Genomic DNA, 22,691 nt, shown 5'->3' with positions numbered 1-22,691 from the left:
TATATTCACTTATAAAAAAGGATTCTTCCATTCCATAAGCGCAGCATAATTCCCTGATTCCTCATCCTCGAGATAATCGGCTACCACCGTTACCGGAACCCGGCCGCACCGCAGCAGAAAGGTAATGACCGGATCAGTCCACCTTCCGGCTACTACCCCGGCCAGATATTCCTCTGCGGTCATCCGGTCCGCCATCAGATGATACCCCGGCATCCGGCCTGCTCCCAGCAGCCGTTCGAGCTTCTGCTCCACTACAACGTGATACAACGACTGGACCAGCTCCTTGCCCAGACCCAGCTTGCGGTATTTCGGGCGGACACACAAATCGGCAATATACAGCGTATTCCCGTCCGGCTCATGCGTGGTCAGATAGCCGTCTGCGGTAACCTCCGACCAGGTGTGATGCAGCGCCGGCGCCTCCGGGCCCGAGCGGATGATGAGCCCGGTAACAGAACCGGCCAGTTCCCCGTCCACTTCCACAGCCAGGGCCCCCTCCGGAAAAAGCGTTACATGATTCAGCAGCTGCTCCCGGTTCCACCACAGCTCTGCTGGATAAGGCGGCGGAAAGGCTTCGGACTGGACCCTGATCAGTTCCGTGAAGTCAGACTCCTTGTAGCTGCGGATTACTGCAGGCACCGGTGTTGCGCCGTCAAAAGCATAAAACCTCTTGTAATACATCCTCTGCCCTGCCCCCTTACTTCCAGTCTGTATACAGATCTGTCCGGCGGTCACGCCACGTAGTGACTGATCCGTGCTCCCGGACGCGGTACAGCAGCTCCAGATCGAGATCAGCCGTGATAATCATATCGCCGTTAATTTCTCCTTCTGCCAGCAGCCCCTGCGGAGGAAACGGAATATCATTCGGCGTAATTACCGCAGCCTGCCCGAAGTTGGCCCGCATCAGATCCACCGTAGGCAACGAGCCTACGGTCCCCGTAAGCACAACATATATCTGATTCTCAATGGCGCGGGCATGGCTGGTATATCTCACGCGGTGGAAGCCGTGGCGGTCATCCGTACAGGAAGGGCAGAAGATCACATCCGCACCCTTGGCCCGGGCCATGCGCACAATCTCCGGGAATTCAATATCGTAGCAGGTCAGCATGGCGATGGTTCCCTGTTCGGTCTGGAAGACCTGCAGCTCTTCACCGGCTCCCATATTCCACCCCTCTACCTCAGCCGGTGTAATATGCAGCTTGGGCTGCTCTGCAATTCTGCCGTCCGGGTAAAAGAGATGAGCTACATTATAAAGCTTCCCGCTGCGGCGCAGCACATGGGTGCCTCCGATTATATGTACTGCATATTTCCTGGCATACCCGGAGAACATCTCCCGGTAACGGTCTGTGAACTGCGGCAGATCCTCTATTCCCAGAGCTTCTCCGTGTTCATTCCCTATAGACATCAGCTGTGTCGTGAGAAATTCGGGGAACAGGATAAATTCAGCGCCGTACTCTCCGGCGGTTCTAATATAGTGCTCACACTGGGCGGCAAACTCCTCGAAGGAGGAGATAGTGTGCAGATGATATTGTACAGCGGATACGCGAAAAGCCATGGCGGCAATCCTCCCGGGTTTGAGATAGCATACATTCATAAAGTATCTAAAAATTTTACCATAACGGCTCACAAAATCACACATCCAAAGACAGCTGCCGCTTCTCCCTCCTCCGCTTGATGACCCGGGTCCCGCTTTCTCTTCAGGTTATGAATATCTCCCCCCTTCCTTTCCCATAATGAGGAATACAAGCAACGGCAGCCCGGATGCGCTGCGCTGTATTGCTGCTTGAATGAGAAGGAGCCTGATGCCATGACGCGCGATTCTGCCACAACCAAGTTCCCGAAACGCCGCCTCCGCCTGCTCTTCCGGCTGCTGATGGTCTCTGCCCTCCTGTCCGTGCTGGCAGCCGGAGCTCTGCTTGGGTACCTGTATCAGAAACCGCTGCCCCCGCTGGGCGATGATGTCCGCTCCAGGCTGCTTGACTCCAGGGGCAATGTGATGACCACCTTCACTACGGATGGACGCAGCCGGGAGCCTGTTGAGCTTAAACAGATTTCACCTCTGCTCATTAAGGCCACGCTGGCTGTAGAGGACCGGAAATTCTATAATCATATCGGTTTTGATCTGAAGGGGATGGGGAGAGCCGTACTCGCCAACCTTGAGGCGGGCAGGCGTACACAAGGAGCCAGTACCCTGACCCAGCAGCTGGCACGCAATCTGTACCTGACCCATGAGAAGACCTGGACCCGCAAGGGCAAGGAAGCACTCTACACCCTCCAGCTTGAGATGAAATATACCAAGGACGAAATACTGAACATGTATCTAAATGAAATCTACTACGGGCACGGCGCATATGGAATTGAAGCGGCGGCCCGGATGTATTTCGGCAAAGCTGCCGCTGACCTCAACTTGGCGGAGAGTGCCATGCTGGCCGGAGTCCCCAAAGGCCCCACCTACTATTCGCCTTATAATCACCTGGACAGTGCCTTGAAGCGTCAAGGCATCATACTCGCCGCCATGGTCGATGTGGGGGATATTACGCAGGCGCAGGCAGAGGAAGCTGCCAAGGAGAAGCTGAAGCTACGCCCGCAGGGTCAAAAGGATACCACAGTGGCTGCGCCCTATTTCCGCGATTATGTGCGCGGCCTGGTGATAGACACCCTGAATATCACCAGTGACGAGCTGGACCGGGGCGGACTGAATGTCTACACAACGCTTGACCCGGATATGCAGCAGGCTGCGGAAGCGGCGGTGGAGCAGGGGATGGACCACAGCAGCGAGCTGGAAACGGCCCTGGTGTCCGTTGATCCCCGCACCGGGTATGTGAAGGCTATGGTCGGGGGAACCAACTACCGGTCCAGCCCGTTCAACCATGCTCTGGCCAAGACACGCCAGCCCGGCTCCTCCTTCAAGCCGATTATGTATTTAACGGCGCTGGCTTCCAAGGAAATGACCGGCTTGTCGGTCTTCAACAGCCAGCCGACGCTGTTCCACTATGACAATAACCGGAAGACGTATCAGCCCCGGAACTTCGGCGACAAGTATCTCGGAGAGATCAACATGCAGCAGGCCATTGCCGCTTCCGACAATATCTATGCCGTGAATACCATTATGAAGATTGGGGCCGATAAAGTGGCTGCTATGGCTGCCGCCATGGGGATTAACAGCCCGCTGCACAACGTGCCTTCTCTCGCACTCGGAACCTCGCCCGTCAGCCCGCTGGAGATGGCCTCCGCCTTCGCGGTGATTGCAGGCGGCGGAGTGAAGCAGCCGGTTACCGCAGTTCTGAAGATTACGGATGCCAGCGGACATCTTCTATATGAAGCTCCCCAGCCCCAGGGACAGTCCGTGGTGGAGCCGGCAGCGGCTTATGTGCTGACCCGGCTGATGGAAGGGGTCTTCGAGAGCGGAGGAACGGGGAACCGGGTAGCCTCGATGATCAAACGTCCCGTAGCCGGTAAAACCGGCACCACGGATACCGACGGGTGGATGGTGGGCTTCACTCCCGAGCTCTCCACTGCCGTCTGGGTTGGATACGACAAAGGCCGCGATATTGCGACTGCGGATGGAAGACGGGCAGCGCCTATCTTCGCCCAGTTTACGGAAAAGGCGCTGGAGAATGTTCCGCCGAAGATTTTTCCGATTCCGGAGGGCGTGGTCAGCGTGTATGTGAATCCGCAGTCCGGCAAGCTGGCTACAGCAGACTGTCCCGAGAAAAAGCTGGAGACCTTCATCAGCGGTACGGAGCCGACCGAATATTGTGATCAGCACAGCACCGGCGGCACGGGTTCTCCTGCCGGGGACAGTTCTCCGGATGCTGCCGATCCCGCCAAGGAAGACCATTCGCTGTGGAATAACATCAAGCGCTGGTGGATGAACTAACCGGGTATTGCCGCCTCCGGGCTGCTTGCGTTACGATGGGATCAACCCGGCATAGGCGCGTCTTTCGCCTAACTCTGCCGCAGGAAGGTGTCATCCGTTCATGAAGCCGAATCGTTCCGGCGGCCGGAAGACGGCGGCCGCCAAGCTGCTGCAGCCTGAACTCTACACGCTTACGGCTCTCGAAGCCGCTCCGCGCCTCTTGGGTCAGCATTTGGTCCGCCTTACGGAAGACGGGGAGATCCGCTGCCGTATTGTTGAGACAGAGAGCTACGGCGGCGCCGAGGACAAAGGCAGCCATGCCTATGGCGACCGCCGCACCGCCCGTACGGAGGTGATGTTCAGCGCCGGCGGCGCAGTGTATGTGTACCTGATTTATGGCATGTATCACTGCCTGAATGTAGTAACCGCCGCTGAAGATGAGCCGCATGCCGTCCTGATCCGGGCAGTAGAGCCGCTCACGGACAGGGATGCTGAACTTATGGCAGCCTACAGGGGAATTGCCGTCAGGAAGCCCTCGGATCTGTCCGGCGGACCGGGTAAGCTGTGCCGGGCGCTGAGAATAGACCGGAGCCTTAACCGCACCAGGTTCGATATACGGGGAGGCGCTCTATGGATTGAACAGGGCGAACCCCCTGAATCTATCGACATTGTTCAGGCTCCGCGCATTAACATTCCCTATGCGGAGGAATACGCAGAGCGCCCCTGGCGGTTTTATATTCAGGGGAATCCTTATGTATCGGTCAGCGATCCGCTCGCGCAGCCGTTCCGTCTGCACTGAATCTCGCCCGGCTGTTTCGGGTGCGATAATTTGGGTAAAAAGAAGTGAACCCTAATCAGCCTCTCCCTTGGGAATTCCCACATGGAGGGGCTGTTCTTCGTTATTTTGCTCTATCTGCCCCTCATACGCCAAAAAATGATAATACTTCCTATAAAATGACAATAAACAACCCTATTTGAAGGCGCTTTCCCCGTTCTCTAAACTTACAATAACTGTTATAATCATAGATATTACACAAACTATAAAGAGGTAAATGAGGGACATGGGATGAAGGATACAGGCATGATCCGGAGCTTAGACAGTCTTGGAAGAATTGTGGTTCCCGTAGAAATCCGCATGACACGTAATATTGACATTGGGGACCCGATTGAATTTTTTATTCTGGATGAGAATATTATCGTTCTCAGAAAGTACACCTCCACAGAATGCACCTTTTGCAGAAGTCTTGACCATGTGACCTACTATAAGGATCAGTTTATTTGCAACACCTGTCTGAAGGAGCTGAGTGACCCCGAACGCGGGTCAGAACCCGTCATCGCTCCCCCAAGTCCAGCAGCGGAGAATCCCGAGCCTGCCCGCGGAGGGCGGAGAACCAAGACCGAAGAAATGAGCCTGCGTCTGCAAAAAGCAATGGAGGATCATCCCTATGCCAATCAGAAGGAGCTTGCCGAGGTGCTCGGAATCAGCCAGGCCAGGGTAAGCCAGTTGAAGCGTAAGCTGAACACTTCCGGCAGGGCGGCCCCGCAGTAAAGGTTACGGAGAGGGCGTCTGCACCAGAACCCGAATAAGGCTTGGCCCTCGGTCTCTCGAGGGCCAAGCCTTATTCGTTGTTCATTCTATGCTTAACCACCCTGCGCTTCCCCTATTCCGACAATGCCGCTTTCAGCTCTTCCGGCGAAGCAGCCCACCACTCTTCATTATGGGTCATCAGCAGTGATTTCAGCGCTGCCCGTTCGCTGATTCCCAGTCCCTCCAGCATAAGCTTCCGCTTCAGGGCAGCATCCAGCTTATTGACATGATCGGCGAGAATCTTCCAGCCGCGGCGGGCTTCGGTGTCAATCCACATCTCACAGGCAGTAATTCCTCCGTAGAACTGTCCCTCCGGTGTACGGTCTACAGCCACCCATACGACCCATACCTGTCTGCCGTTCGGGACATCCTCACGGTTCACAGAGAATTTAATCCCTTTCTCCACTTTGCTCTTTGCATGCATAGCGCCGATATCAATAACTGCCTCTCCCTGATCAATAATGACAGGAGATACATTGTTCAGATCAATAGAGCCTGCGCCGAAGCCTTTATGCTTGGCTCTGGCATTCACAATATTCAAGGCAATCTGTTTTTTGCCTTCCGGTTGTACGTTATCCACATGTGCACATCCTTTCCATTCACTAATTATTTAATTTTAGCTAATATTGCGGCGATTGCAAACATATACATCCCGTAGATGCTTGTCACGGGAGGAATCACAGTATGAAGCCACATTCATTAAGGTATACCCTCATCTTCGCAGTCCTGGCTGTTCTCACCTTGCTTGGAGGCGGAATATGGTTTCTTTCAGGGCATAACCCTGCCGCATGGACTGCTTCTGTGCCAAAAGAGGCCAAGTCCCCCGCCGTCATCCCGCAGCAGCCCGTGCAGTCCACTCTTCCGGAGATGTTCTCTCCCCCAGAATCAGAAGCTCTAAGCCAGCGTGTGGTCGAATACCACATGGATGTGCAGCTTCAGGCAGATACGGGGACCTTAACAGCTTCCGAGACGCTGACCTGGACCCACCCGGGCTCAAAACCGGTCCAAGAGCTGTATTTTCACCTGTATCCCAATGCATTCGCTTCCGGCAATACAACCTTCATGAAGGAATCGGGGGGCACACTCCGCGGAGATTCCATGCCTGCTGGCGGGTACGGCAGCATCACCCTAACGGATCTGCGGACCTCCGAAGGCATCTCTCTTATGCAGCGCACCCAGTATGTGCAGCCTGACGACGGCAATATCAACGATAAAACACTGCTCAAGGTTCATCTGCCCCAGCCGGTACACGGCGGTGAGAGTATTACGGTGAGGCTTAAGTTCGAGGTCAAGCTGCCGAAAATATTCGCCCGGATGGGGACCGCCGGTAACTTCGTCATGGCCGGCCAGTGGTTTCCGAAAATAAGCGTCTACGAGCCTGCCGGCAGAAGAGGACTCAAGGAGGAAGGATGGAACCTCCATCAATATCACGGAACCTCCGAATTCTACAGTGATTTCGGTATTTACAATGTAACCATTTCCGTCCCGCCTGAGTACAAGGTGGCCGCAACCGGATTTCCGGTGAGGAATGCCAAGGTAGTGCAGGGCCGTAAGGTCTACCAATTCTATGCAGATGATGTCCATGACTTTGCCTGGGCCGCCTCACCGGATTTCGTGGTTGCCGAGAAGGCCTTCTCCGCACCACAGGTGCCCGGGGTGAGAATTAAGCTCTATCTGGACCCGCTGCATAAGAATCTCCAGGAGCGCTATTTCCAGGCGGCTGAGGCGGCCCTGACCGCTTTCAGCAAGTGGTACGGCCCGTATCCTTACTCCACCTTATCCATTGTAGTTCCGCCTGAGTCCGGCAACGGGGCGGGGGGAATGGAATATCCGACACTGATTACCGCCTTCGGTGCCACCGCGGCAGCGCCGGGCACTTCGCTGGAGCGCACCATTATCCACGAGATCGGCCACCAGTATTTCTATGGCATGGTCGGCAGTAATGAATTTGAAGAAGCCTGGCTCGATGAGAGCTTCACCTCCTACGCAGAAGACCGCCTGATGGAACAGGAATACGGTGTAGCCTCAAGCCTTCCGCTTCAGTCCAGCCTGGTCTCCTCCTCACAGCCGCTTAAGCTGGAGACCTGGAAATACAGCGGCGACGATGCCTATACCCGCAATGTGTATATCCGGGGCAAGCTGGTGCTTAAGGATATCGAGCGCATAGCGGGGGCCAAGAATATGGATACCATTCTCGCTGCCTATGTCCGCAAATACCGCTTCAAGCACCCGTCTACCGCAGATTTCCAGAAGATTGTGGAGAAGGTGACCAAGCAATCCTGGCAGACTTATTTTGACCGGTATGTCTACGGCGGGGGAGCTCCTGATTTCGCAGTAGACGATATTAAGCTCTCCACAAAACGCAGCGGCAGCGACGGTGACGGTGACGGAGTGCAATATAGCGCAGTTGTTGAGGTGAGCAATAAAGGCACCCTCTACCCGGATGTTCCCGTGAAATTCACCTTCTCGGACGGGTACACTGTTCAGCAATATTGGAATGGCGAGGGACAATCAACCTCCTTCGAGTTAGCCTATAAAGCGCCTCTGGTCTCCGCAGAGATCGATCCGGGGCATACCATTCTGCTGGAGAGCAGGCATCTTAATAATTTCAGAATGGCCGAGCTGGAGCCGCGTACTCTCTCCCGCTGGACGCTTAGCGTGACGACACTGCTTGAAACCCTGCTCGGAACTCTAGTCTGGTGAGGTGAAGGAATGGTGAAAAGTTCAATAACCCGCGGTTGGGTCAGCATGAAAGAGCAATTCTATATATTGATTCTGCTATTTATTTACCGGCTGTTCTGGGGCTATTTCCTGTACAAATTCATTAAAAGCGCTGTTGTTCCCCTGCTGCTGCGCTATCCCGATGCGGATGCCGGCGGCAGCGGAATAGGCAGGCTGCTGTATTATATCGAGGGCCAGTCTTCCCTGCGCACCGAACCTGCCGTCCAGCATTGGCTATGGCTGCTTCTGGCACTGACTTTGCTCCGGCTGCTGCTCACCCCCTTCATCCGGGCAGGGCTGCTGCATGAGCTCCATCAGGAGCGCGCAGGAGCGCGTGGACTGTTCTTTTTTCCCGGAATGAAAAAGTACGGGCTGCCCGTGCTGGTATTCAGCCTCGTGGAATGGGCGTTAACCCTCCTGCCGCTCTATTGGCTGCTTCCGCGTATGTACCGACTGCTGCTTGGCGGCATTCTTGAGGTTCCGCTTCTGCTGAAGCTTGTGCCTTATGTGCTGGGCTGGCTCCTGTACCTCTTCCTAATCCGCAAGCTTCTGCTCTATATGCAATTCGGCTATACTGCCGGCACCGGCATGTTCTCGTCTCTGCTGATCTGCCTGAAGGTGCTGCTGCCTTCTATCGGAGTATCCGTCATATTGGGGGCGGGAAGTCTAATTATACTGATCCTCTGCAGTGCTTCTGCGCTGCTGTATCCGGGACTACCGGCCCTGCTGCTGCGTCAGGCAGCTCCGCTGCCCTCCACGCTCTTCAATATGTGGGGAGTTGCTGCCCAGTACCATCTCTGGTCCAGTAAATCATTTCCACAATAATTCACGGCCGAAACGGCATACTAAAAAGAGTCACAGCCCCTCAAGCAGGGAGCAGGACTCTTTTTTGCTTAAGCGAAGACAAAACCATTTGCAAAACTGTAAAACCTCTGATACAATGATGCCTGTACTACTAGTAACAAAGTTGTAATCTTTCAAGCATAATTTACCGTAACCATTGCAAATTAACTAATTGCCGATAAGTCACTGTTCTGGTGCACATAACGCCGAATTCCCAGCACCGGGAAGTGGGGGAACCATATTTTGGGTGAATTGATCTCGCTTTAGAGGGGTCATAGGGGAACCTTCTACCGAATCCTTAAGCTAACCTCGCAGGCCCTGGAAGGAGTACATCTTTTGATTATTCAGAACTTCAAGAAAAAATGCACCGCAGCAGCGCTGGGTCTTGTGATGGTATTCACACTCGGAGCAGGCAGTGCCTTCGCAGATTCCAAAATGGATACTGTGATCTCAAAAACCATTGGAACGTCATATAAAACCGGAGGCACAACCACCAACGGGTTCGACTGTTCCGGATTCACCAAATATGTGTTCAAGAATGTTGGGCTTACTCTGCCCCGCACTTCTAAGGCACAGTACAAAGTAGGAACAGCAGTACCTAAGAGCCAGCTGCGTTCCGGCGATCTCGTGTTCTTCAATACCTTGGGCAACGGAGTATCCCATGTCGGTATTTATGTCGGAAACGGGAAATTTGCACAGTCCTCCAGTTCACGCGGTGTAACCATCAGTTCAATGAGCCAGTCCTACTGGGCCAACCGCTATGTTGGCGCCAAACGAGTAATGAGCACAACAGCCTACCAAGCTGTCGCTTACGATTGAACCCTTGAAGAATACCCCGAACATTTCAACCTCTAACAACCCATTGTAACTTATACAGGCCCGGGATGATTATTGCCGTAATCATTTCCGGGTTCTTCCTTTTTCTTTTCCTTATTCTACCTTTTACACAGATTTTCTGCCCTTGAAACAGCATTTTATTCCAAAAATAAAGAAAAAAACATATAGAAGCTACTCTGCACATAGATATGAGTCTTTCTAACGGCTATAACTCTAAAAACAGCAAAAAAGATGCATTAATATGTTATAAGTGATTGCCAAGTGCCGAAGTCTTTGTTACAATTATCGCAGTGAGTTTTTAGTAACATTTTTGTAATTATTGAATCGCTTTTAACAAAGGTTTTGTCATGTATTGAATGAACAGCTAATCCTAATCAACAGTCGTGCCGAGTTCCCTAATGAAGTTAGGGAAACGGGGGAACCACTTTGGGTGAATTGACCTCCTATTCTAAGAGGGGTCATAGGGGACCTTCAACCGAACCCTTAAGCTAACCTCGTAGGCATTGGAAGGGGTATTTACTTTTGAAGAAGAAGCTAGCAGCCGCAGTACTAAGTTTGTCCATTATCTTCACCATTGGAGCAGGAAGCGCTTTCGCCGATTCCAAGATGGATAAAGTTATCGACAAAGCCATTGGAACCAAATACGTATCCGGCGGTGTATCCACAAACGGATTTGATTGCTCTGGATTTACAATGTATGTTTTTGATAAGATGGGCATTAACCTGCCGCATCAATCCGGCTCCCAATACCAGATGGGTTCTGCCGTGTCCCGTGACGAGATGAGAGCGGGCGATCTTGTATTCTTCAATACCAATGGCAAAGGTGTATCCCATGTCGGTATTTATGTCGGTGACGGCGAGTTCGCACATGCGTCTTCATCCCGTGGTGTAACTATCAGTTCGCTGAGTGACAGCTACTACGTCAACCGCTACGTTGGCGCCAAGCGGATTATGAGCACAGATGCTTACAAGACTGCAGCTACGGATTCTCAAGACAACGATGATGTCGAATAATTTGTTGTAACATACGCTCTTTTCCGAGATTTTTGCCGAAATCTTGGGAAAGGGCTTTTTTTGTCTATAAAATTACTTACCCCGCTCTATATTTGTAAAACACCCATTCCGCCTTTTCATAAAATATATATAATATAGTAAAAAGCATTGTCCCGGAAAGGAGGCCGCCCGCTTATGATTAGTTCTCCGCTAACCTTTTACGTTGTACCTATGGAGCCGCTGCATGCCGCTGAGATCTGCGAGTGGAGCTACAGCCCCCCGTATAACATATACGGCTGGATGTCCTGGGAGCAGATGCAGGCGCTCGGCGTTGAGTTCGGTGACCCGGAGCTGCGACAGGAGCAATATGTGTCCGTAGTGAACGGGCAAGGTGATCTGTGCGGCTTCGCCCAGTTGTTTCCTATGGAGGGTGTAGTCCGGCTCGGAGTGGGGATGCGTCCGGATCTCTGTGGTCATGGGATGGGGCATCTGTTCATGAAGGCGATCGTGCAGGCTGCACGGGCCCGTTACCCGGAGCGTGAGATTGATCTGGAGGTACTGACCTGGAATCAGCGGGCAATCCGCGCTTACCAGAAATGCGGGTTCACCATAACGGATACCTATGAACGCCGGACACCCACCGGCAATAAGCCGTTTTATTGCATGGTCTATGAGGAATAGTGATTATTCCGTTCATTTTTTTGACACAAATACTATGATAACGCTTCACCATCCGCTATAATGGAAACAGCAGCTTACATGAAGGGACGGATTGCAGATGCAGAAATGGATCATGAGCGGTTTGTTTTTTGCCGCCTGCGCCTTTGCGGTGATCTTAATGTTCACCTTACCCGGTAAATCCGAGGTAGCTGAAGAGAACAAACCGACAATGCCTGAGGTTGTACTGGACGCTGCCAGTGCGGAGGCTACAGTGAAGGCCAACTGTATCTCCTGCCACGGTGACCAGCTCCAGGGCGGTGCAGGACCGAGCCTGCAGCAGGAAGGTGCATCACATGATGCGCCGCAGATCTACAGTATAGTCACCAAGGGACGCGGACAGATGCCTTCCTTCAAAGACAGGCTGGCCCCTGAAGAAATCGCGAATGTAGCCTTATGGCTCGCCGAGAAGAAATAATCCGCTTATTGTAAGGACATCAAGCTCTTCATTCATATGTATAATGCCCGTTGCAGAGGATCTCAAGCGATCCCTGCACGGGCATTTTTATTAATCAGGCATGCCTGTCGTTTCCATAGTAACCTTGTCCTCTAACGATTCTTCTCGAACGCCTCATTAAATTCACGGGCCTGGCGGAGATCAAGCTTCTCCACATCTGCGGTCAGCCGCAGAACAACGGTCTTGTAATCAATCGTGATATGCGGGTGATGATCGAAGGCTTCCGAAATGGCGGCCACCTCGTCCACAAAAGCAATTCCCTTCATGTATTCATTGAACATATATTTGCGCACCAGCTTATCCTTATCCAGTCTCCAGCCCTCAAGCTTGCCGATATGCTCCTGCAGTTCTTCCTCTGTAAATTGCAATTCGTTCCCTCCCTTGCTAAGTTAACGGTTCCGGTTCACCCTCAAATAAAACATCCCTCAGCTTCTGAAAGTCCAAGGGATGTGCCCGGCCAAAGATTTTTTTGATTAAATGTATTCGTATCTTCCGGCAATTAGTACTCCACATCCAATTTTACCATGGGCGGATACCTGAGGACAAACCTGCTCCCGTATTTTCTCAACTTACACTAGAACTACCGAAGCCAAATCCTCATCGCCAAGCAGAATATTAATCCGGTGTGTTTCTTTATCGTACATTACAACACCGCTGCCAACCTGAATCACCGGTTCATTGCCCAGGGCGTAGAACAGGTCCTCGGCAAGCGCCTCCCAGACCTCCTGCTTCGACTCCTCCGGCAGGCTTACCCACTCTTCAGGCTCCATTTCAAAGAAAATATACCCGTCAGAGATTCGTCCGACCGCTCCTGTCAAATCAACAAGAATTTCACTGTAATCTCTACCATGCTTAACTCCCACATCAATCACTCCGTTTTCTTCGCTGATGAATAATAACCTACCTTATCTATTATAGCCGAAAAAATCACTTCACAAATAAGGGAATGCTGTCGATAAATAAGAATATACGTGATTTGGTTATAAGCAGAGTGTTCTCCCGCGGTTCAAGGATGAAGTACGCGGTTAGTCGATCACTTCTTAATTCTCATGGACGAGGTGCATAAATGGAAATCTCAACAATTCTAGGCCTGGTGTTTGGCCTGATCGCAGTAGTCTGGGGAATGATACTCAAGCATGCTCCGCTTGCAAGCTTGAACAACCCCGCTGCCTATGTAATTATTTTTCTTGGTACGGCCGCCTCTATCTTCATGGCCTTTCCCATGTCGGAAGTCAAGAATTTCCCTAAGCTGCTGAAGATTCTGTTTGTGAAGAAAAAGATGGTCGGCAAGCCTGAGCTGATTACCATGTTCATGGAATGGGCCTCCATCACCCGCCGTGAAGGGCTACTTGCCCTGGAGTCCAATGTCGATGAAATTGAAGATAATTTCCTCAGAAACGGCATGCGGATGATTATTGACGGCAACGACCAGGAGTTTGTCCGCGACGTGTTAATGGAAGATATTCATGCAACTGAAGACAGACATAAAGCCGGCGCCCTGATTTTCTCCCAAGCAGGAATGTACGCCCCTACACTGGGGGTACTCGGAGCTGTTATCGGGCTGATTGCCGCCTTGGGTGATATGAGCAACATGGACATACTGGCCCATGCGATTGCCGGAGCCTTCATTGCTACGCTGCTCGGGATATTCACCGGTTATGTCATGTGGCATCCTATGGCTAACAAGCTGAAGCGGATCTCCAAACGGGAGATCGAAGTCCGCCTGATGATGGTGGAAGGCCTGCTGTCCATTCAATCCGGGGTATCCACCATTGCCATTAACCAGAAGCTGTCTGTCTTCCTGACTCCGTCCGAGCGCGCCAAGCTGAGCGAGAAGGAGGGCGCTTCGAGTGAGCAAAAAGACTAGGCATGAGGAACACGAAGAGCATGCCGATGAATCCTGGCTGCTGCCCTATTCCGATCTGATGACCCTGCTGGTGGCCCTGTTCCTCGTAATGTATGCCATGAGTGCTACGGATGCCCAGAAGTTCGAACAAATGGCCCAGGCATTCAATTCAGCGCTTAGCGGCGGCGGCGGCGTCCTGGAGTTCCGTTCGGATTCGCCGACTAACACCCAGTTGGACCAGGGCAGAAAAGATAAAATGAACAGTGTTCTTGACAAGAATACCGGCTCCTCCGAGCTGTCCAAGCTCCGCACCAAAGAGCAGGAAGATCTGGAGAAGCTTAAGAAGCAATTCGATCAATATATCAAGAACAACGGAATGACCGATTTGCTTAGTACGAAGCTGAACCAGTCGCAGCTGATGATCACCATCAGCGACAATGCGTTGTTCGCTTCAGGACAGGCAGTGGTGAAGGACGAATCCCGCCAATTGGCCAAGTCGATCTCCACCATGCTTCAGCAATTTCCGGATTATGAAGTGCTGGTACAGGGGCACACAGATAACGTTCCGATCTCTAACAGTACCTACTCTTCGAACTGGGATCTCAGTGTAGCCCGGGCCCTTCAGTTCATGAAGATCCTGCTGCTGAATCCCAATCTGGACCCGGTGAAGTTCAGTCCGATCGGGTATGGGGAATATCGTCCTATTGATACCAATGCAACAGCTATTGGGCGGGCCAAGAACCGCCGGGTAGAAGTGTCCATTCTCCGCAAATATAAAGATCCTGCAGCAGAGACTACAGATGTTTCTGCTCCTGGCAAATAACACCGAAGATACAAAAGAGCTGTCCCTGAGGCCGTTACCGGCTTATAGGGATAGCTCTTTTCTCCGTTGTATCCATTCATATCGTAGATACGGCTTATTGCAGCTCATAGCTCAGCATGACACCAAGCTCCTGCTTCTCTTGTGGTGACAGTTCACGCCATTCCCCGGTCTGCAGGGCGCCAAGCCGGATATTCATCACCCGGATACGTTGCAGACGCCGTACTTCATAGCCGAACGCGCTGCACATGCGGCGGATCTGCCGGTTCTTGCCTTCGGTAAGAATAATCCGGAATACCCGCTCACTGATCCGTGTAACCTCACAGGGAAGCGTCTTGCTGCCCAGAATCTTCACCCCGGTAGACATGCCTGTAAGGAAGGATGGAGTGACCGGCCTGTCTACAGTCACCACGTACTCCTTCTCATGTCTGCCTTCAGAACGCAATATTTTATTAACGATGTCTCCGTCATTCGTCAGCAGAATTAATCCTTCCGAATCCTTGTCGAGCCGGCCAATGGGGAATATGCGCTCCTCATGGCCAATGAAATCGACAATATTGCCCTGAATATGCGCTTCTGTGGTTGAAGTGATGCCCACCGGCTTATTAAGCGCAATATAAACGATCCTGCTGCCCTTCTCAAGGGGTTGTCCGTCGATCAGCACTGTATCCCCCGCTTCAGCCTGGCTGCCCAGCAGAGCAAGCTCACCGTTGATGGTGACTCTCCCCCCTTCGACCAGCTTGTCTGCTTCACGGCGTGAACAATATCCTGTCTCACTGATGAACTTATTGATTCTCATGTTTGTCTTCACTCCGTTCTATATTCATGCCGGCCGGAGGGTCCGATTCTTTCGCTTCAGGCAGCTTGATTATCACCTGTGCCCCCCGGCCGTACTCGCTGCTTATCTCCAGGCTGCCTTTGTGGGCCTGAATAATCCGCTGGCTGACCATCAGGCCCAGCCCCGTTCCTGACTCTTTATTCGTGAAGAACGGCTCTCCCAGCTTGGGCAGCATGTCCTCAGGCACACCTCCGCCTTCATCCGTGATTACTATAACTACAGAATCATCCTGCTGATGCTGCTCCAGGGTAATCGTTCCCCCGTCCGGCATCGCTTCAATCGCATTTTTGATCACATTGATAAATACCTGCTTCAGCTGATTCTCTTCACAGTGCACCATAGCGGGTACGCCCGAGAAATGCGTTGCGAACTCGATGCCGAACAGGTGCGCCTGGCTATCAAGCAGGGAGACTACATCGCCGACAATATGCCGCAAATCCCTCTGCTGGAAATGAACAGCCTGCGGCTTGGCGAGAATCAGGAACTCGCTTACAATCAGATTGATCCGGTCCAGCTCCGAGAGCATCAGATCAATGTGCAGCGGAACCAGAACCTTCTTCTCCTGCTGAAGCTGCAGGAATCCTCTCAGGGTAGTCAAGGGATTACGAATCTCATGGGCAACCCCTGCGGCGAGCTGGCCGACTGTAGTGAGCTTCTCCGAGCGTCTGAGCAGCTCCTCGATCCGGTTGCGCTCGGTCATATCACGGGATACGTGTACAACCGATTGCGGCTGGCCCTCCTCATCGCGGATAACCGAGCTGCTGACGCTGACTTCGACCAGCGATCCGTCGCGCTTCAGCCTGACCGTCTCAACAGGCGGCAGCGCCGCCCCGTCCTTAAGCTGCTGCAAGCGCAGGCTCTCCTGCTTCTGAACGGTGGCCGGAACGAGATAAGGCGGCTTGACCAGAGCATCCTCTGCACCCCATCCATAGAGTTCCTCGAAGGCTCTATTCGTACTGATAATCCGCCCGTCCATATCCACCGTGTGAATCGCATCCGAGGTCCCGTTAATCACCGACTCCAGATGCTCCTTCACCGCGCGGTTCTCCTCCAGCGTCTGCCCCAGCCGGTTCGTGTGCTGCAGCAGATGTGTTGTCATCGCATTGATGCGCTGGGCAAGCTGTCCCAGCTCATCACGGCTTGTTACCGTAAGCGCGGGCTCAAATTTACCCATGGCCACATCATTTACCTTAGCCAGTATATCCTGAATCGGGCGTGTCACAACACCAGCCATAACATAACTGGCTAAGAAAAAGATAATCAGCAGCAGCACCGAGGTGGTGATATTGTTGATCAGCTGCTCTTTGATTACCGAAGAGATAGCCCCGTAATCCATTACCACACTGATCACGTAATCGGCAGATCCCGGCTGTTTAATGGGAATGAAGCTCTTGAGTACTCTTTTACCCAGTGCCTCTGTATCCAGCGTGATCGGCTCGCCCTTGTTCAGCGCTTCCCGGATGGCCGCTTTATCCTCTGCCATATTGCCGTATGTATAAGTACCGTATTGGATAGGGCGGTTGCGCAGCTTGGTATTCTTGGGGTCGGTGCCGTCAGGCAGCATGCTGGGCGCTCCAAAAGTCTTCGGATTTATCCCCGTGATCTCCAGAATGCCGGGGTTTACAGCCTTGGACTCCCGGATAATTTCATCGGGATTCATGATTTTGACATAATCGCTTACCGCTGTACTCCGGACATACGGATCTATGATATAGTTGCGGGTACCATCATAATAATAACCCCATTTATCAATGTACTCGGGATTGGAGGTTGAGTATTCAAACGGACCGGACCAGAAATTCTGCAGGGCCTGTCCCTGATCGACAGAGACCTGCTGGCCCGCAAACAACTCCAGGAAAGCCACATACCAAAAACCCATACCCTTGGTTGAAAGTCCAATCTCTGCAGGATCGGAAGACCTGGCAACGATAATATCGTCGGCGGTCTTCACCAGCAGCGAGATATTAGACACACCCAGCTTAATGGACAGATCCTTCAACTGCTCATTGTTAATATTCCTGATGTCCGGATCCAGCTCGTAGGACGCCAGTATTGCAGTCATTCGCAGATTCTGAGCAATTTTGTGCTGCACGTAGTTGGAGCTGTAGCTGCTCTGTTCAACCGAAACGGCAACCTGCTTCGCAGTAATCTTCATATTGCTGACACTCTCATTACGCAGATTACTCCGGGCTGTATACAGATTAAGTGTTAGGTTAAGCATCAAGATTAAGAGTACTGAACCAAATATAATCGCTGATAATTTCGTTTTTATGGACAACCGTATTGTTCACCTCTTATCCGCTGGTAAATCCTAGCGGGGCATTCCTAATTATCATACCTTTTGCCCTTCCATTTGAAAAGACATTTCCCAGCAGCTAAACACTGGCAGATATTGAATTATAGAGACAGTTTCTCTACAATAAGTAGGAAACCATCCACAGGTTATGCACATATAAACATTTTGCTAAATTACGGTGTGTACAAAATTGTGTATAAATCGGCTGTTATCCACAGAGTTGTACACAATTTGTTAAGAACGAATATTTGTTCGTTGTACAAGGGGCCTTAATAGAAGGGAAGATGAATTTGAATATCCGGCTTGAAGAGTTGTCTGCAGAGGAACGGGCCATTCATGAATATTGGATGACAGAAGCGATAGGAGAAGCCCGTAAGGCCGAAGCCTTGGGCGAAGTACCGATTGGCGCTGTGGTCGTCCACAAGGATCACATTATTGGCCGCGGATACAATCTGCGTGAGACCACGCTCGATTCCACTGCCCATGCGGAGATGGTGGCGATCCGCGAAGCCAGTACAGCGCTGGGTTCATGGCGCCTGCTCGATTGCCGGCTCTACGTGACCCTGGAGCCCTGTCCCATGTGCGCAGGGGCCATGGTGCAGGCCAGAGTGCCGCTTACGGTGTACGGCACGCCCGATCCCAAGGCCGGCTGTGCAGGCACCTTGATGAACCTGCTGGAGGAAACGCGCTTTAACCACCGCACAGAGGTCATCCAGGGCGTGCTGCAGGAAGAATGCGCGGAGCTGCTGACCTCCTTCTTCCGCAAGCTGCGTCAGAGACCGGCTAAACTTTGAACCACCCAACATACTATTTCCCAAGGAGGATGCCTAATGTCATTTAAACTGTATAATACCCCTCAGGGAATCTACCTCTCTCTGCTGAAGCTTACGGATGCCGAAGCGCTGCTTGACCTCCGTCTGCGCAACCGGAAGGAGCATCAGCAGTATGAGCCTCTCCGGGATCATGATTACTTCACGCTGGAGAGCCAGCGACAGCTGATTAATCAGCGTATCCTGGATGCACAGCAGGACAGCGCGTATATGTTCGGGATCTACCTGCTAAGCGGCGAGCTGATCGGACAGATTACGATTTCCAATGTGGTACGGGGAGTTGGACAATTTGCCGATATCGGCTATTTCATTGATCATGAGAGGCAGGGCAAGGGATATACCAGCGCAGCGGTGCAGCTGATTCTTGGATATGCCTTCCGTTCCCTGGGACTCCACCGGGTGCAGGCGGCCATCCTGCCTCATAATACCGGCTCGCGCAGAGTGCTGGAGAAGAACGGCTTTCAGGCGGAAGGACTGGCCCGCCGCTTTATCAAAATCAACGGAGAATGGCAGGACCATCGCACCTACGCCATTCTGGCAGAGGATTTTCTTCCACAGGAGCAGAAGTCCCAGTAACGGCTAGTTCCGCCTTGCCGCCACCACCAGCTGAGGAAAAGTAAAAATCCCGTATCAGCGGATGTCGCTCATACGGGATTTTTGTATACTGCACTATTGGATTAATAAGTACTTGTACCCATGCCTCCGAATTGCTGCTGCAGCTCTTCCAGAGTAATGACATCATCGCCTTGCGGAATGCCAATCTTGAAGGTCTGCTTCTCATTGATCTTGCTGTACTGGTTGCTTGCATTCATGGATAAGGTGACGTTCTCACCCTTCTCAGGATCATTAACCTTGATATCCATGAGCATATCCTGGTATACCGGATAGTCATCTTTATTAACCGCAGTGTTCAGGTGGAACTGGTTAATGGTAAGATACTTATTCAGATCGGCCAGGCTCTTATCAAACTCGGCACGTGCCTCGCTGGATTGCAGCTCTTCCTTGGCTTTGGCCAGATCAGCAGGATCAACCTGCAGCAGATCTTTATATTCATCCTTACTCAGAATATCCATGATCTTAGGCAATGCGTTGTTCACGAGGATCGTAAGCGCCTCTTTGACATTATCATTGGTTACCTGGAACTGAACTACCTGCTTGGCATCTACGCCTTCAGGCAGGCCAGCATCCTTAGGTTTGATATTGTTGAAGTATTTCGCTTCATCATACTCGCCCAGCAGTGTGTTCATCACTTCATTCGACAGCTTCTGCACTTTCTGTGCATCCATCTGCGCAGGATTGAATTCTGTTCCCTGCTCTTCGGCCAGCTTCTTCAGATCCACCTCTACGAATTTATTGACAATCGTCTCAGGAATCGGCAGGAACGGAATCGAAGGGACTTTGACGTACAGCTTCTGTCCGGACATAACCATTGGAACCGTGAAGGACATCGCCATATCCCCCTTCAGATTCAGAACCGTTGTAAGCTCTGTCTGCATCGGCTCAGCCTGATAGACTCCATCAATCGTAAGCTCTGCATTCTTAAGCATGCTTAGAATCTGACCCGTCGAAGCGTCAGCCTCATTAGTACCGGTGTCTATCGTCAGATCGTTAATGACCACCTTACTCTTCATTTCGTAAGATTTCATGGCTGTAGCTTTGGCTGCGGCTGAAGTCAAAGCCTCCTTCGGCTCCTCCTTCTTTGCACAACCCGGCAGAATTACTGCAGCCGTAAGCAGCAGTGCAGCAGCGGATAACCCCCATTTTTTGTTCATTATTTTTCTCCTCTCCCATGTAAAAAGTTTCTTTCCCCTCCCTAATGATAAACCATTTGGCAATTATGAGAAACATTTCTCTTCATTTTCATTTTAAATGTGTTTAACCCTGCGGATTATTATGGTCCACATGGTTCGCCTGCTTCACCTTTTTAGACCCGGATAACGGCGCAGGACCTGAAGAATGATGCTCCTTACGGGGTCCCTGGTTGTCCTGCTGTACACCGGGTACAGCCATGCTCTTGGGTTTGCTCATTGGTTAGCCTCCTATGGATTGGTCAAGCCCTGAAGGGCTTGCGCGCATTCATGAATTTGTCTCGTATACTGCTGTGCCAGAAGCTGTACAGCATCCACATGCTCGTCCGCATGTACCCCGGCCTGCTCGGCATCAAGCAGATCCACGGCCACCTCGCGGCTATCCACATAGGTGCAGCGGAAATCCAGCGAATACCCCTGCCGTCCTGCTGCATTGAAATGAATGAGCAGACTGTTCTGGTTAGCAGCATCCCCTTGTACGCTGAAGCTGTCGCCGTTCTCCATCAGTGACGGCAGGCGCTCCTGCCAGGCAGACACCAGACTTTGCTGGTCTACTTGCAATTGTCGGTCCATCTTTATGATCAGCCTCCTTCTCTAATACATTGCGGAGAAAGCAGACTTTTTATTCCCGCTGGAATGCCTTCCATTAAAAAGAGGCCCCGGTATAACAAAAAAACCGTCCCCCATGGGGACGGCTTCTATCTGCACAATTTGAATGTTAAGGAATGGCGGAGAGGATGGGATTCGAACCCATGTGGGCTTGCACCCTAACGGTTTTCAAGACCGCCCCGTTATGACCGCTTCGGTACCTCTCCAATGCATCAAAATTTCACATGCATTAGGAATTATACCACGCCCCACAAATAATATGCAACTATAATTATTGAGCAGTTTTTGGATGAATAGATTTCACATTACGCATATACGGCTGCAGGCATTCCGGAATCAGCACACTGCCGTCCGCCTGCTGGTAGTTCTCCAGAATAGCTGCTACTGTACGTCCTACAGCCAGCGCAGAGCCATTCAGCGTATGCACGAATTCCGGCTTGGCCTTGGGCTCCTTCCGGTAACGGATATTAGCCCGGCGCGCCTGGAAGTCCTCGGTATTGGAGCATGAGGAGATCTCGCGGTACATTCCGCTCTCAGGCAGCCACACCTCAAGGTCATACGTCTTGGCAGAGGTGAAGCCCATATCCGCCGTACAGAGCAGCAGGACGCGGTACGGCAGCCCTAGAAGCTGCAGGACGCGTTCAGCGTCGGCAGTCATCTTCTCCAGCTCATCATAAGAGGTATCCGGGCTGGCAAGCTTCACAAGCTCCACCTTGTTGAACTGATGCTGACGGATCAGACCCCGGGTGTCGCGTCCCGCAGATCCGGCCTCTGAACGGAAGCAAGAGCTGTAGGCTACATGATACTTCGGCAGATCACCGGCCGTCAGAATCTCTTCGCGGTAATAGTTCGTAACAGGCACCTCCGCCGTAGGAATCAGATAATACTCTGTATCCCGCAGCTTGAACAGATCCTCTTCGAACTTCGGCAGCTGTCCGGTTCCATACAGGCTGTCCTTATTGACAATGTAAGGCGGCAGCATCTCTTCATAGTTATGCTCACCACTGTGCAGGTCCATCATGAAATTGATCAGGGCACGCTCCAGTCTAGCACCCAGTCCTTTATAGAAGGCAAACCGGGAACCTGTAACCTTCGCTGCCGCTTCAAAATCAATGATATCCAGCTGCTGCGCCAGCTCCCAATGTGATTTCGGAGTGAATCCAAGCTCCTTGGGCTCCGACCAGCGGCGAACTTCAACATTGTCGTCCTCGGACTTGCCAACCGGCACCGATTCGTGCGGGATGTTCGGGATGCTCATCGTCAGCTCGTCAATCTTGACCTCAAGCTCACGTACCTCATCATCCAATTCTTTGATCCGGTTAGATACCGTACGCATCTCTGCGATCAAATCATCAGCCGGTTCTCCATTCTTCTTCTTCTTCGCTACCTCTCCGGATACGGTATTCCGGCGGTTTTTGAGTCCTTCAGTCTCCTGAAGCAGCTCACGGCGGCGCAGATCAAGCTGCGGGAAGCCGGCAATCAGATCGAGCGACTTCCCTCTTTTATTCAGCGCTTCTTCTACTCTGGCATAATCACTGCGCAATACTTTAACATCTAACACAAAGTTTCCCTCCTGAAAACAGCCCAAACTCTTTCAAAATGCTGTTTTGTTTGCAGCTTTGAAAGAGTCAA

The 22,691-nt window shown here is 52.0% G+C and carries 24 protein-coding genes, 1 tRNA gene and 2 riboswitches; of the genes, 13 read left to right on the top strand and 12 right to left on the bottom strand.

Annotated features, from left to right (window positions below; translation table 11 throughout):
• Positions 1-9: 9 nt before the first annotated feature.
• Together KDC22_RS00535 and KDC22_RS00530 are read right to left on the bottom strand one after the other, a co-directional pair.
• Positions 10-678 (bottom strand): GNAT family N-acetyltransferase, encoded by a 669-nt coding sequence (locus tag KDC22_RS00535; RefSeq protein WP_211721740.1) that lies wholly within the window; start codon positions 676-678, stop codon positions 10-12.
• 16 nt (positions 679-694) lie between these two features.
• Positions 695-1,552, bottom strand: coding sequence for a carbon-nitrogen hydrolase family protein (locus KDC22_RS00530; protein ID WP_211721739.1), 858 nt, complete (start codon positions 1,550-1,552; stop codon positions 695-697).
• 252 nt (positions 1,553-1,804) lie between these two features.
• On the opposite strand from KDC22_RS00530, the gene KDC22_RS00525 reads away from it, so the two are divergent.
• The 3 genes from KDC22_RS00525 (at position 1,805) to KDC22_RS00515 (ending at position 5,405) form a co-directional block, all read left to right on the top strand.
• Entirely contained in the window at positions 1,805-3,877 is a 2,073-nt protein-coding gene (locus KDC22_RS00525; protein ID WP_211721738.1) for a transglycosylase domain-containing protein, read from the top strand.
• Positions 3,878-3,977: 100 nt separating this feature from the next.
• On the top strand, positions 3,978-4,655 hold the full coding sequence (locus tag KDC22_RS00520; RefSeq protein WP_211721737.1) for a DNA-3-methyladenine glycosylase: 678 nt from the start codon (positions 3,978-3,980) through the stop codon (positions 4,653-4,655).
• A 267-nt stretch (positions 4,656-4,922) separates the two neighbouring features.
• Positions 4,923-5,405, top strand: a complete 483-nt coding sequence (locus KDC22_RS00515; RefSeq protein ID WP_211721736.1) for an AbrB/MazE/SpoVT family DNA-binding domain-containing protein — start codon at positions 4,923-4,925, stop codon at positions 5,403-5,405.
• A gap of 112 nt (positions 5,406-5,517) precedes the next feature.
• Here KDC22_RS00515 and KDC22_RS00510 read toward each other — a convergent pair whose 3' ends face one another.
• Positions 5,518-6,024 (bottom strand): YwhD family protein, encoded by a 507-nt coding sequence (locus KDC22_RS00510; RefSeq protein ID WP_173141086.1) that lies wholly within the window; start codon positions 6,022-6,024, stop codon positions 5,518-5,520.
• Positions 6,025-6,128: 104 nt separating this feature from the next.
• Between KDC22_RS00510 and KDC22_RS00505 the strand changes: the two genes are divergently transcribed.
• The 6 genes from KDC22_RS00505 to KDC22_RS00480 all read left to right on the top strand — a co-directional run bounded on the left by KDC22_RS00505 (position 6,129) and on the right by KDC22_RS00480 (position 11,973).
• Positions 6,129-8,147 carry a M1 family metallopeptidase gene (locus KDC22_RS00505; protein WP_211721735.1) on the top strand — a complete coding sequence of 673 codons (2,019 nt, stop codon included), beginning with the start codon at positions 6,129-6,131 and terminating at the stop codon, positions 8,145-8,147.
• A 45-nt stretch (positions 8,148-8,192) separates the two neighbouring features.
• On the top strand, positions 8,193-8,990 hold the full coding sequence (locus KDC22_RS00500; RefSeq protein ID WP_173141082.1) for a hypothetical protein: 798 nt from the start codon (positions 8,193-8,195) through the stop codon (positions 8,988-8,990).
• Positions 8,991-9,202: 212 nt separating this feature from the next.
• Positions 9,203-9,341, top strand: a riboswitch (cyclic di-AMP (ydaO/yuaA leader).
• Positions 9,342-9,398: 57 nt separating this feature from the next.
• Positions 9,399-9,827: a C40 family peptidase gene (locus KDC22_RS00495; RefSeq protein WP_173141133.1), complete on the top strand. Its 429-nt coding sequence runs from the start codon at positions 9,399-9,401 to the stop codon at positions 9,825-9,827.
• A 392-nt stretch (positions 9,828-10,219) separates the two neighbouring features.
• A riboswitch (cyclic di-AMP (ydaO/yuaA leader) is annotated at positions 10,220-10,363 on the top strand.
• Between the two features lie 4 nt (positions 10,364-10,367).
• Complete coding sequence (locus KDC22_RS00490) at positions 10,368-10,859, top strand: C40 family peptidase (RefSeq protein WP_173141080.1); 492 nt, start codon at positions 10,368-10,370, stop codon at positions 10,857-10,859.
• Between the two features lie 174 nt (positions 10,860-11,033).
• The gene (locus KDC22_RS00485; protein ID WP_211721734.1) at positions 11,034-11,519 is read left to right on the top strand and encodes a GNAT family N-acetyltransferase; all 486 of its coding nucleotides are present in this window, start codon (positions 11,034-11,036) and stop codon (positions 11,517-11,519) included.
• A gap of 97 nt (positions 11,520-11,616) precedes the next feature.
• Complete coding sequence (locus KDC22_RS00480) at positions 11,617-11,973, top strand: c-type cytochrome (RefSeq protein ID WP_173141076.1); 357 nt, start codon at positions 11,617-11,619, stop codon at positions 11,971-11,973.
• Between the two features lie 131 nt (positions 11,974-12,104).
• Here the strand turns inward: KDC22_RS00480 and KDC22_RS00475 are convergent, their stop codons facing one another.
• Complete coding sequence (locus tag KDC22_RS00475) at positions 12,105-12,380, bottom strand: 4a-hydroxytetrahydrobiopterin dehydratase (protein ID WP_211721733.1); 276 nt, start codon at positions 12,378-12,380, stop codon at positions 12,105-12,107.
• Between the two features lie 201 nt (positions 12,381-12,581).
• Positions 12,582-12,875 carry a hypothetical protein gene (locus KDC22_RS00470; protein ID WP_173141131.1) on the bottom strand — a complete coding sequence of 98 codons (294 nt, stop codon included), beginning with the start codon at positions 12,873-12,875 and terminating at the stop codon, positions 12,582-12,584.
• 203 nt (positions 12,876-13,078) lie between these two features.
• On the opposite strand from KDC22_RS00470, the gene motA reads away from it, so the two are divergent.
• The gene (motA, locus tag KDC22_RS00465; protein WP_173141072.1) at positions 13,079-13,879 is read left to right on the top strand and encodes a flagellar motor stator protein MotA; all 801 of its coding nucleotides are present in this window, start codon (positions 13,079-13,081) and stop codon (positions 13,877-13,879) included.
• Entirely contained in the window at positions 13,863-14,681 is an 819-nt protein-coding gene (gene motB / locus KDC22_RS00460) for a flagellar motor protein MotB (RefSeq protein WP_211721732.1), read from the top strand. The genes motA and motB overlap by 17 nt, the downstream gene beginning before the upstream one ends.
• Positions 14,682-14,775: 94 nt before the next feature.
• Here the strand turns inward: motB and KDC22_RS00455 are convergent, their stop codons facing one another.
• Positions 14,776-15,477 (bottom strand): pseudouridine synthase, encoded by a 702-nt coding sequence (locus KDC22_RS00455; protein ID WP_173141068.1) that lies wholly within the window; start codon positions 15,475-15,477, stop codon positions 14,776-14,778.
• A complete protein-coding gene (locus KDC22_RS00450) occupies positions 15,464-17,737 on the bottom strand; it encodes a HAMP domain-containing sensor histidine kinase (RefSeq protein WP_246553199.1) in 2,274 nt (757 codons plus the stop codon). Before KDC22_RS00450 ends, KDC22_RS00455 begins: the two co-directional genes overlap by 14 nt.
• Positions 17,738-18,096: 359 nt before the next feature.
• Between KDC22_RS00450 and tadA the strand changes: the two genes are divergently transcribed.
• Together tadA and KDC22_RS00440 are read left to right on the top strand one after the other, a co-directional pair.
• Entirely contained in the window at positions 18,097-18,606 is a 510-nt protein-coding gene (tadA, locus tag KDC22_RS00445; RefSeq protein ID WP_173141064.1) for a tRNA adenosine(34) deaminase TadA, read from the top strand.
• Between the two features lie 36 nt (positions 18,607-18,642).
• On the top strand, positions 18,643-19,218 hold the full coding sequence (locus KDC22_RS00440; RefSeq protein WP_173141062.1) for a GNAT family N-acetyltransferase: 576 nt from the start codon (positions 18,643-18,645) through the stop codon (positions 19,216-19,218).
• Positions 19,219-19,319: 101 nt separating this feature from the next.
• Here KDC22_RS00440 and KDC22_RS00435 read toward each other — a convergent pair whose 3' ends face one another.
• From KDC22_RS00435 to serS, 5 genes are all read right to left on the bottom strand, one after another.
• Positions 19,320-20,414, bottom strand: coding sequence for a DUF6612 family protein (locus tag KDC22_RS00435; protein ID WP_173141060.1), 1,095 nt, complete (start codon positions 20,412-20,414; stop codon positions 19,320-19,322).
• A 103-nt stretch (positions 20,415-20,517) separates the two neighbouring features.
• On the bottom strand, positions 20,518-20,670 hold the full coding sequence (locus tag KDC22_RS00430) for a small acid-soluble spore protein P (protein ID WP_173141058.1): 153 nt from the start codon (positions 20,668-20,670) through the stop codon (positions 20,518-20,520).
• 11 nt (positions 20,671-20,681) lie between these two features.
• A complete protein-coding gene (locus tag KDC22_RS00425) occupies positions 20,682-21,023 on the bottom strand; it encodes a hypothetical protein (RefSeq protein ID WP_211721731.1) in 342 nt (113 codons plus the stop codon).
• A gap of 153 nt (positions 21,024-21,176) precedes the next feature.
• Positions 21,177-21,265: transfer RNA gene (locus tag KDC22_RS00420), tRNA-Ser, on the bottom strand.
• A gap of 65 nt (positions 21,266-21,330) precedes the next feature.
• A complete protein-coding gene (serS, locus tag KDC22_RS00415) occupies positions 21,331-22,620 on the bottom strand; it encodes a serine--tRNA ligase (RefSeq protein ID WP_211721730.1) in 1,290 nt (429 codons plus the stop codon).
• Positions 22,621-22,691 lie beyond the last annotated feature (71 nt).

Origin of the sequence: Paenibacillus tritici (assembly GCF_018207515.1) — a bacterium.
Taxonomy (GTDB): domain Bacteria; phylum Bacillota; class Bacilli; order Paenibacillales; family Paenibacillaceae; genus Paenibacillus_AQ; species Paenibacillus_AQ tritici.
The sequence above is the reverse complement of the archived record's forward strand: the minus strand, read 5'-3'. Positions and strand labels throughout refer to the sequence as shown.

Bases quoted from the DNA above. Each gene is read 5' to 3' on its own strand.
- KDC22_RS00530 (WP_211721739.1), bottom strand. From the start codon at position 1,552: ATGGCTTTTCGCGTATCCGCTGTACAATATCATCTGCACACTATCTCC.
- KDC22_RS00435 (WP_173141060.1), bottom strand. From the start codon at position 20,414: ATGAACAAAAAATGGGGGTTATCCGCTGCTGCACTGCTGCTTACGGCT.
- KDC22_RS00450 (WP_246553199.1), bottom strand. From the start codon at position 17,737: ATGCTTAACCTAACACTTAATCTGTATACAGCCCGGAGTAATCTGCGT.
- tadA (WP_173141064.1), top strand. From the start codon at position 18,097: ATGAATTTGAATATCCGGCTTGAAGAGTTGTCTGCAGAGGAACGGGCC.
- KDC22_RS00440 (WP_173141062.1), top strand. From the start codon at position 18,643: ATGTCATTTAAACTGTATAATACCCCTCAGGGAATCTACCTCTCTCTG.
- KDC22_RS00455 (WP_173141068.1), bottom strand. From the start codon at position 15,477: ATGAGAATCAATAAGTTCATCAGTGAGACAGGATATTGTTCACGCCGT.
- KDC22_RS00430 (WP_173141058.1), bottom strand. From the start codon at position 20,670: ATGAGCAAACCCAAGAGCATGGCTGTACCCGGTGTACAGCAGGACAAC.
- KDC22_RS00480 (WP_173141076.1), top strand. From the start codon at position 11,617: ATGCAGAAATGGATCATGAGCGGTTTGTTTTTTGCCGCCTGCGCCTTT.
- KDC22_RS00425 (WP_211721731.1), bottom strand. From the start codon at position 21,023: ATGGACCGACAATTGCAAGTAGACCAGCAAAGTCTGGTGTCTGCCTGG.
- motA (WP_173141072.1), top strand. From the start codon at position 13,079: ATGGAAATCTCAACAATTCTAGGCCTGGTGTTTGGCCTGATCGCAGTA.
- KDC22_RS00520 (WP_211721737.1), top strand. From the start codon at position 3,978: ATGAAGCCGAATCGTTCCGGCGGCCGGAAGACGGCGGCCGCCAAGCTG.
- KDC22_RS00525 (WP_211721738.1), top strand. From the start codon at position 1,805: ATGACGCGCGATTCTGCCACAACCAAGTTCCCGAAACGCCGCCTCCGC.
- KDC22_RS00485 (WP_211721734.1), top strand. From the start codon at position 11,034: ATGATTAGTTCTCCGCTAACCTTTTACGTTGTACCTATGGAGCCGCTG.
- KDC22_RS00495 (WP_173141133.1), top strand. From the start codon at position 9,399: ATGGTATTCACACTCGGAGCAGGCAGTGCCTTCGCAGATTCCAAAATG.
- KDC22_RS00500 (WP_173141082.1), top strand. From the start codon at position 8,193: ATGAAAGAGCAATTCTATATATTGATTCTGCTATTTATTTACCGGCTG.
- KDC22_RS00535 (WP_211721740.1), bottom strand. From the start codon at position 678: ATGTATTACAAGAGGTTTTATGCTTTTGACGGCGCAACACCGGTGCCT.
- KDC22_RS00505 (WP_211721735.1), top strand. From the start codon at position 6,129: ATGAAGCCACATTCATTAAGGTATACCCTCATCTTCGCAGTCCTGGCT.
- KDC22_RS00515 (WP_211721736.1), top strand. From the start codon at position 4,923: ATGAAGGATACAGGCATGATCCGGAGCTTAGACAGTCTTGGAAGAATT.